The 8,533-nt window shown below is 50.8% G+C and carries 5 protein-coding genes; 2 read left to right on the forward strand and 3 right to left on the reverse strand.

What is annotated here, in order from left to right; all coding sequences use genetic code 11:
• The 3 genes from ACTS3T_RS03370 to ACTS3T_RS03380 all read right to left on the reverse strand — a co-directional run.
• Positions 1–965, reverse strand: a 965-nt coding sequence (locus ACTS3T_RS03370; protein WP_462934788.1) for an aldo/keto reductase, incomplete at its 3' end; no start/stop codon positions are given.
• A 130-nt stretch (positions 966–1,095) separates the two neighbouring features.
• Positions 1,096–1,500 carry a MerR family transcriptional regulator gene (locus tag ACTS3T_RS03375; protein ID WP_462934789.1) on the reverse strand — a complete coding sequence of 135 codons (405 nt, stop codon included), beginning with the start codon at positions 1,498–1,500 and terminating at the stop codon, positions 1,096–1,098.
• A 66-nt stretch (positions 1,501–1,566) separates the two neighbouring features.
• Complete coding sequence (locus ACTS3T_RS03380; RefSeq protein WP_462934790.1) at positions 1,567–2,814, reverse strand: PQQ-dependent sugar dehydrogenase; 1,248 nt, start codon at positions 2,812–2,814, stop codon at positions 1,567–1,569.
• A gap of 901 nt (positions 2,815–3,715) precedes the next feature.
• Between ACTS3T_RS03380 and ACTS3T_RS03385 the strand changes: the two genes are divergently transcribed.
• Together ACTS3T_RS03385 and ACTS3T_RS03390 are read left to right on the forward strand one after the other, a co-directional pair.
• Positions 3,716–5,443, forward strand: a complete 1,728-nt coding sequence (locus ACTS3T_RS03385; protein ID WP_462934791.1) for a ShlB/FhaC/HecB family hemolysin secretion/activation protein — start codon at positions 3,716–3,718, stop codon at positions 5,441–5,443.
• A 364-nt stretch (positions 5,444–5,807) separates the two neighbouring features.
• Positions 5,808–8,264: a two-partner secretion domain-containing protein gene (locus ACTS3T_RS03390; RefSeq protein ID WP_462934792.1), complete on the forward strand. Its 2,457-nt coding sequence runs from the start codon at positions 5,808–5,810 to the stop codon at positions 8,262–8,264.
• Positions 8,265–8,533 lie beyond the last annotated feature (269 nt).

Raw genomic sequence — 8,533 nt, forward strand, 5'->3', positions numbered from 1 at the left:
GTGCTCATGTCAGCATAGCGATCGCCTGCAGCGGCTCCTTGCGGGGCAACGGCATCTATTTGCTCTAGTTCAGCCGCCGTTAGCTCAATGTCAACGGCAGCCACATTTTCTTCTAGGTATTGACGACGTTTGGTACCAGGAATGGGGACAATATCGTCTGCTTGGGCTAGCAACCAGGCGATCGCCAGTTGAGCCGGGGTAACGCCTTTATCGTTGGCCAACGTCTCAACTTGCTTGACCAAGGCTAAATTTTTAGCAAAGTTTTCTCCCTGAAACCGGGGAGAATGCCGTCGATAATCATCATCAGCAAAGTCGTCCGGACTTTGAAAAGCTCCGGTGAGGAAACCACGACCCAAAGGACTATAAGGGACAAAGCCAATACCCAGCTCACGCACGGTGGGCAAAATTGTGTCTTCAGGTTCGCGGCTCCAGAGAGAATATTCGGTTTGTAACGCCGTGATGGGGTGAACCGCATGGGCGCGACGAATTGTTTCGGCTGCCGCTTCAGACATGCCCAAGTAGCGAACTTTGCCCTGTTGTACCAGTTCAGCCATCGCCCCAATGGTGTCTTCAATCGGAACATCAGGGTCTACCCGATGCTGGTAATAAAGATCAATCACCTCGACCCCCAATCGCTTTAAGGAAGCATCACAGCTTTGCTTAACATAGGCAGGCGTCCCACAAACCCCCTGCCAACCGCCATCGGCGGTGCGAACATTGCCAAATTTAGTTGCAATCACGACCTGTTCGCGACGGTTTTTAATGGCGCGTCCTACAAGTTCTTCGTTGGTAAAGGGGCCATACATATCAGCCGTATCTAGCAGCGTTACCCCTAGTTCAATGGCTCGGTGCAGGGTGGCGATCGCCTCTGTTTCATCCCGACCACTGTAAAACTCAGACATGCCCATACAGCCCAGCCCAATGGCTGAAACGGTTAGTTCTTGGCCTAGTTGGCGTGTTTTCATGATTTGATACCTCTTTTGCAAGTGCGATTAGCGTCGGAGCGGATCACTCTAATTAGTTGGAGCAACTGCTGCTGTCTGTTGAGTTGGGCGTTGGCAGCCTAGTGCAGTCAGCTAGCCCTGGCTAATTCAGCTAAAGGGAACTGTTGGGGTTATTAGCGGTCGCTAGCTGCGCTTCGAGGGTGCAATAGTGCTGAATTTTCCAATCAATGACAGCCAGGTTGTGCTGTAGCTGGTGAATTTGAGCTAAAACCTGCTCTCGGTGGGCTGTCAAAATTTTTCGCCGCTCCTCAAAGGCCGTATCGGGATGTTGACGCACCAAAACGGCATACTGCTGCATTTGGCGAATCGGCATTCCTGTCAGCCGCAGTTTGTTTAAAAACTCAATCCAGCGAATATCGTCCGCTGAGTAGCGGCGATGGCCGTTGGTGGCTCGGCCAATCGGTGAAATTAAACCGCAACGCTCGTAGTAGCGCAGGGTATGAACGCTAAGTCCGGTAGCTTGAGCCACCTGCTGAATTGTGAGTTCTGCTGCCATATCTGCACCATAAAAGTTAGAGCGCGCTCGAAGTCAAGCAAAAAAAATATTCTGGCGATCATTCGATTAGCGGGTAAGGCGGAGAACTTTGTCGCCCTCTGCAGGGCAACTGCCACGGCCATCGCAGTTGCTGGTAGTGACATATAGTTCGCCGTCTGGCCCCATGATGACTTCCCGCAGGCGGCCATATTCGTTTTGCAGGTAAACCTCGTGCTGCTCTAGTTCGCCGCTGGGGCTAAGAGATACCCGATGCAAATGTTGCGATCGCAGCGTACCTACCATCAAATCTCCCTGCCACTCCGGAATCGCCGCTCCGGTATAGATAGCCGCTCCCCCTGGTGGCACAGCTTCAGCCCAGGTCAACACAGGACGCTGTAGATTTTCCTGAGCCTGACACCGATAAATAACAGGCCAACCCAAATTGTCCCCCGCCTGAGCAACGCTAATTTCATCGTGCGCCCGCCGCCCTAGTTCTCCTGTCGGGCCGTGGTCACTAATCCACAAAACCGATTCGCTGGGCCAGTCAAATCCCTGGGTGTTACGAATACCGAGGATATAAGCCGGACTGTTGGGGAAAGGATTGTCGGCAGGAATTTCACCATCGGCGGTTACTCGCAAAATTTTGCCTGCAAGACTCTGGGGATCTTGAGCGCTGTCAGGGTTACGAGCGTCGCCAGTGCCGATATACAACATACCATCGGGGCCAAAACGCAGCCGTCCGCCATTGTGGTAAGTAGCCACAGGAATGTTGTCAACAATGACGCGATCGGCTGTGGCTGTTTGGTTATCAGCAGCAAGTTGCCAGCGTTCAACCCGGTTTGTCAGACTGCCCCCTGCTTCAGTGGTGTAATAAAGATAAAACAGACGATTTTCGGCAAAGTCTGGATGCAGCGCAATGCCCAAAAGCCCCCCTTCACCCCGTGCTGTAGCTGGAATAGTGACGACAGGTTGAGGCTGCAATTGGCCGTCGCGTACCCAGCGCACTCGACCGGGTCGTTCTGTTACCAAGAGATCACCCCCCGGCAAAAAAGCAACGCCCCAGGGGACTTCTAACCCGGTTACCACTGTTTCAACTTGAATATTGACGCTTCCCGTAGGGCCATAGTCTGACTCAATTAGATTGCAGCTATCGGTTAGGGCTGTTTCAGCAGTGGGGGTTGAGGCACGCTGGTTAGCGGCTGAACTAGTTGACGAGGATGACGCTGAGGACTGCGGTTGTTGAGTTTCTTCAACAGAGCCACTACAGGCTAACCCTCCGAGACAGCAAAGACTCAACAAGCCAGCGAGCCGGAGACGGTGTGCAAATTGATACATAGTCAGTATTGAAAAATTAGGTTAGCTAAATGTCGCGATCGCTCAAGCAGGCAGCCATAAACCAACGAACATTGCCAGCAGCGACGAGATAGCAGCGCTGTGCCGTTGGGCAGTCAGCTAACGCTACGGGTATAACACGATTTTGCTAAAACCGACCTCTCTTGCCAGACTTAGATCGGACGCTGAGATCGCGCAGGCTACTGCAAACTTGAGCCTTCATAGCTGTAGTCGCCAGAATTGGCACACTCAGATAGCTGCAAGCCTCAGATAGAAAAGCTTTTCTGCTGCCTGCTGCCTTTAGTTATGCCTGAGGGCGATCGCTACAGTAGCCCAAGGTTTGACGGCAGATCCTTGTTGTCTAAGGCAAAAAATCTTGGCCAACCCTCTAGTGAGGCAGGTAAAGCCATTAATGCTGGTTTCCGCCTATAACCCGGCCAAGGCACAGTAACCGGATTGGGTAAGGATTAAATTTCAGCAAGATTACTGAAGCGATCCGCCTGTCTTTGGCCGCTCAAAAGGCTGTTTGATCGCTACTTAGCCTAGAGAAACGCCTTGGAAAATCAGCCAAATAGCTGTTTAAACCTAGTGAGATTAGGTTCTTCGTCTGTTCAGGTGAACTCTATATAAGTCTCTCAATCACTCAACGATTATTTCAGGGTAAGTCATCGTTGAGCGATTTGAGCAACTGTTCAAAGGCTTTCTGTTGTATGCCGCTGATGAAAACGATTGATGCTCAGCCGAATCAGCTTTTTTATCACCTGCTTAAAGCAAAGCTACCTCTATTTTTAAGCCTAAAGTTCTAGCTCAGTTCAAAACAAATCCTACTTTTTTAGCTTTTAGCTCATTCATCAATCGCTGCGGCTATTGAGACGACTACGCCCGGATACTTTACTGCCATCCCATGAATAGCTTTATGTTTCGGCAACGCTTATTGGCCTTTCGAATTTTTATTTGTCTGGGTTCGCTGATGAGTGCTTTGGTGATTGCGTCTCAATCAGCCCAAGCAGAAACGCCCTCTACTGAGGCACTGCCCGCACCTGAAACCCCTTTGCCCTTGCCGCCGCCTGCTCAGCTTCTGCAACCCGCTTCTTCTACCCCTATTCTTCCTAGCGACACTAGCTTAGAAGAGGTTCCGACCACCATTACCGTTGAAAAATTTGAGGTCATTGGCAGCACGGTCTTTAGTGCCGAAGAATTTGCGGCTGTAACCGATGAGTTTACGAATCGTCCCTTAATGTTTGCAGAGTTATTCCAGGTTCGCGATGCCATTACTCAGCTTTATGTGGAGCATGGATATGTCACGTCTGGGGCTTATCTACCCCCTCAGACCTTAGAGGCTGGCCTGGTTCAAATTCAGGTTTTAGAAGGACGGTTAGAAGACATTACGGTAACAGGCGATCGCCGCTTAAACCCTGGCTATGTAGAGAGTCGTTTGGCCTTAGCCGCAGAAACCCCCTTGAATGTCAATCGGCTTTTAGATGGCCTGCAGTTGCTGCAGTTAGATCCTTTAATCGAAAGTATTTCTGCCGAGCTAGCCACAGGGGTTCAGCCCGGAACCAGCATTTTGAACGTTGAAATTAGCGAAGCTGATCCTTGGAGTGCTGAAATTTCTCTCGACAATGAGCGATCGCCTGCGGTTGGTAGCTTTCGGCGACAGGCTAGTTTAACCCATGCCAATGTCTTTGGCTTAGGCGATCGCTTCAATCTTGCCTATGCCAATACCAACGGCAGCAACGAAGTAGATGCCAGTTATACCCTGCCGGTTAATCCTCAAAATGGCACCTTAAATTTCAGCGTAGGCTTTAGCAATAGCGATGTGATCGAAGCGCCTTTTGATGTTCTAGACATTCAATCAGAGTCTCGCTACTACGAACTGACCTATCGTCAGCCTGTGGTACAAACGCCTCAAGAAGAACTAGCGCTGAGCTTTACCGCTTCTCGCCAAGAAAGCCGCAGCGAATTTTTAGAAGACTTTGGCGATCCCATTCCTTTTCCGTCTGTGGGAGCCGACGAAGAAGGTCGTATTCGGATCTCGGCTTTGCGCTTTACCCAAGAATGGACTCGGCGGCAGCAGCGAGATGTCTTTGCCCTGCGATCGCAATTTAGCTTAGGCTTAGATGCTTTCGGTGCGAACGTCAGTGAAACCGAACCCGATAGCCGCTTTTTTGCTTGGCGTGCTCAAGGGCAATGGGCACATCTATTGGCCGCAGATACGCTCTTGGTCTTGCGTTCTGACCTGCAGCTAACAGGAGATACCCTCCTGCCCCAAGAGCAATTTGGCATAGGCGGACGGCAAACAGTGCGGGGCTACCGCCAAGATCAACTGCTAACAGACAATGGCTTTTTAGCCTCAGCCGAAGTCCGAGTGCCTATTCTCAGAGCTGAAGAAATCGACGGTCTTTTACAGGTGATTCCCTTTGTTGACTTTGGCATGGGTTGGAACAATGGCGATCGCCCCGACCCTGACCCCCATAACCTTTTTTCGGTAGGTTTGGGGTTGCAATGGCAAATGGGCGATCGCTTTTCGGCTCGTTTAGATTGGGGAATTCCCCTGGTTGAGGTCAACGCTAAAGGCGACTCTTTGCAGGATAATGGTTTGTATTTTTCGATCAACTGGAATCCTTTATAAGAACATAGCCGTAGCCTCCGGGTTGAGACACTTCGACTGCGGCAAAACCCCTAAGAGAAAAGCTTTCTTTCTGCCCGCCGCCTTCTGCTTTTAGCGATAGCTGGCATAACCGCGCGGTCAGCCTACTGAGCCAACGTCAGCTTATTGGCTGAAAACCGCTATCAACTGCTGCATGCAGCCTGATTCCCGCAAAGATTGGGCAATCTGAGTTTATGGTGCTACGCACCTAAATTAAGGTGATTTTGATGGGTAAAGCCAGCTAAACTGCCTTTGCTTGAAGGATTTGGCCTTAATCTATGCTCGTAGCGCTATCAGTCTGCCGTTAGTGGCAGGTGATTATATTCTCACCCCTATTTGTTGCCTTATGTCTAGAAGGTTTCCACTTGTGCTGGCGATCGCACTCACTTGTACAACCGGGCTGACGGCTCGACCCGGCTTTAGTCAAGTTACGGCAGACGGCACCCTTTCTACTCGTGTGACGTCTGCCGATGGTTTCAACTTTGCGATTGATGATGGCGATCGCCTTGGCGATAACCTATTTCATAGTTTCCGCGACTTTTCTGTTCCGACAGGAGGGTCTGCTGTATTCAACAACGCCGCAGACATCGCTAATATTTTTGGACGGGTAACGGGGGGCGATCTGTCCACCATTGATGGTCTAATCCAGGCCAACGGCAACGCCAATCTGTTTTTGCTTAACCCCACTGGAATTTTATTTGGCCCCAATGCCCGCCTCAGTATTGGCGGTTCTTTTTTGGCCAGCACGGCTGAGAGTCTTTTATTTGACAACGGCTTTGCTTTTAGTGCAACAAATCCCCAATCTCCGCCACTACTAACGGTTAACACACCTGTTGGCTTACAGTTGGGCGCTAATCCAAAAGCAATTACGGTTCAAGGAGCAGGGCACAACGCCCGACTGACAGCTACAAGTCGAGTTTTAGGCATAAACGGGGGTGCCAGCGGGTTACAGGTTCAACCCGGTAGAACCCTTAGCTTGGTAGGCGGAAACTTAGCCATAGAGGGTGGCTTACTTTCAGCCCCCGGAGGCCGTATTGAACTGGGCAGTGTCACTGCAGGTCGAGTCGATCTCACCTCAAGTGCTCAAGATCTGACCCTCACTTATAGCAATGCCGATGCCTTCGGTACACTCCAAATGACTCAGCAAGCCCTAGCATCTGTTGCCGGAACCAGCGCAGGCGCTATTCAACTGCAAGCAAATCAAATTAGTATTCGAGACGGTTCGCTAGCTGTAGTACAAAATCAGGGTACTTCAGCAGCCGGGGATATTATTGTTAATGCCACGGAATCTCTACAAATCGTTGGCAAATCTCCAACTTTTGTCAGTTCCAGCAGTTTGGTCAATGAAACTCTTAGCAGTGGTGCTGCTGGCGATATCGTGATTACCACGCCTCAGCTAACGGTTGATCAGGGGGGATATGTCCTGGCGCGTACGTTTAGCACCGCACCGGGGGGCAATATTAGGGTGAACGCCAGCGATATTCAGGTAACGGGTTTTGCCGCTGGAGATACCAATGCTTTTCGAGCTGTTAGTCAAATTTTGGCCTCTTCCCACGGAGCAGGGCAGGGGGGCAATGTTTCCCTCTCCACTGAAAACCTTTCAATTTTGGCGGGTGCAAACGTGGCCGCAAGACCCTATAGCATAGGCGACGGGGGGGATGTTAGCGTCAGCGCAGATACGATCTTGATCAACGGTGCGGGGGTACCGGCTGGCAACTACTTTAGTTTGCTTTCGGCTGCCACGTTCAGCGCCGGAAGCGCCGGAAGTCTGACAGTTGATACCCGTACGCTTGTCGTTGAAGCAGGAGGGCGCTTTTCTGCAGCTAGTCTTTTTAACGGGGGGGCAGGAAACCTCACTGCTAATGCTTCTGAATCGATTGAGGTGAGAGGGGGTAAAGATGCTGATACTCCCAGCTACATTGGCACGGCTGTCCAGGCTTTATTTGGATTCTCTTCTAACGCAAACTCAGGCGACACAACACTGAATACGCCAGTTCTGACGGTTACTGACGGGGCAACAATTTTTGTGGAGAATCGAGGAAACGGCAATGCAGGAACGTTGAGAGTTCAAGCCGATCGCTTGTGGCTCAACAATGGGGGGAGTCTTTCGGCTTCAACCAATGCCGGTGAAGGTGGCAATATTGATTTGCAACTGCGTGATCTGTTGCTGATGCGCCACGGCAGTTTCATTAGTGCGGAAGCCGGAGGCACAGGCAATGGGGGCAACATCACCATTAGCGCTCCTGTGATCGTCGGCTTTGAAAACAGTGATATTGTGGCCAATGCTTTTGAGGGTAATGGTGGCAACATCGATATCACTACCCAAGCGATTTTTGGTCTGGAGTTTCGTGATCAGCTCACTCCTGAAAATGATATTACTGCCAGTTCTCGCTTTGGGGTCAACGGGACGGTAACGATTAATAATCCCAATGTTGATGCCGATTCAGCGCTGGTAGAACTCCCCGAAAACATGGTAGATGTGAGCAGTCAGATAGCGACAGGCTGTGCTGAGCAGGCCAATAGCCGCTTTGTCGCTACCGGACGCGGCGGCGTTCCCATCAATCCGGGTGAGCAAGTTGTTAGCGATCGCCCCTGGAATGATATTCGCGATCTCTCTGCATTTGTTCCTGAAGCACCAGAGGCCACAACCTCTGAGGCGTTTGCCAACCCTTCCCCCTTAGTACAAACCAATGGCTGGCTGCGAAACGCAGTCGGACAAGTAGAGCTAGTTGCAGTCAATCCTACGAATCCTACAGCCAATTTTTCTAGTTACGCTACCTGCTCAGGCGCTATTTCACGGTAATGCCTAGCTAAAGTATGCGGCTGAGTTGGCTAACTTCAAGTTGCGGTGCAATAGCGATCGCCAAAGCTATATTGCTGATTTTTGTTACCTCCCAAACGTCTCACTGTCACAGTTGGGGAATTCTAAAGCCAGTCTGCTAAACCTGGCAGGCGATCGCTTACATATCAAGATCGTAGGCTGGTGATGATGAGTAAGGGCTTTATTGGGAGACTAACGATTGCTGCTGTTCTCTTCACTGGGATAACAGCTCCAGCCGGACTGGCTCAGAT

This window comes from Almyronema sp. (assembly GCF_052168255.1).
GTDB classification, from domain to species: Bacteria; Cyanobacteriota; Cyanobacteriia; order Phormidesmidales; family Phormidesmidaceae; genus Sphaerothrix; species Sphaerothrix epifaneia.

Excerpts from the sequence above, each read along its gene's own strand:
- ACTS3T_RS03375 (WP_462934789.1), bottom strand. The coding sequence starts at position 1,500 with ATGGCAGCAGAACTCACAATTCAGCAGGTGGCTCAAGCTACCGGACTT.
- ACTS3T_RS03380 (WP_462934790.1), bottom strand. The coding sequence starts at position 2,814 with ATGTATCAATTTGCACACCGTCTCCGGCTCGCTGGCTTGTTGAGTCTT.
- ACTS3T_RS03385 (WP_462934791.1), top strand. The coding sequence starts at position 3,716 with ATGAATAGCTTTATGTTTCGGCAACGCTTATTGGCCTTTCGAATTTTT.
- ACTS3T_RS03390 (WP_462934792.1), top strand. The coding sequence starts at position 5,808 with ATGTCTAGAAGGTTTCCACTTGTGCTGGCGATCGCACTCACTTGTACA.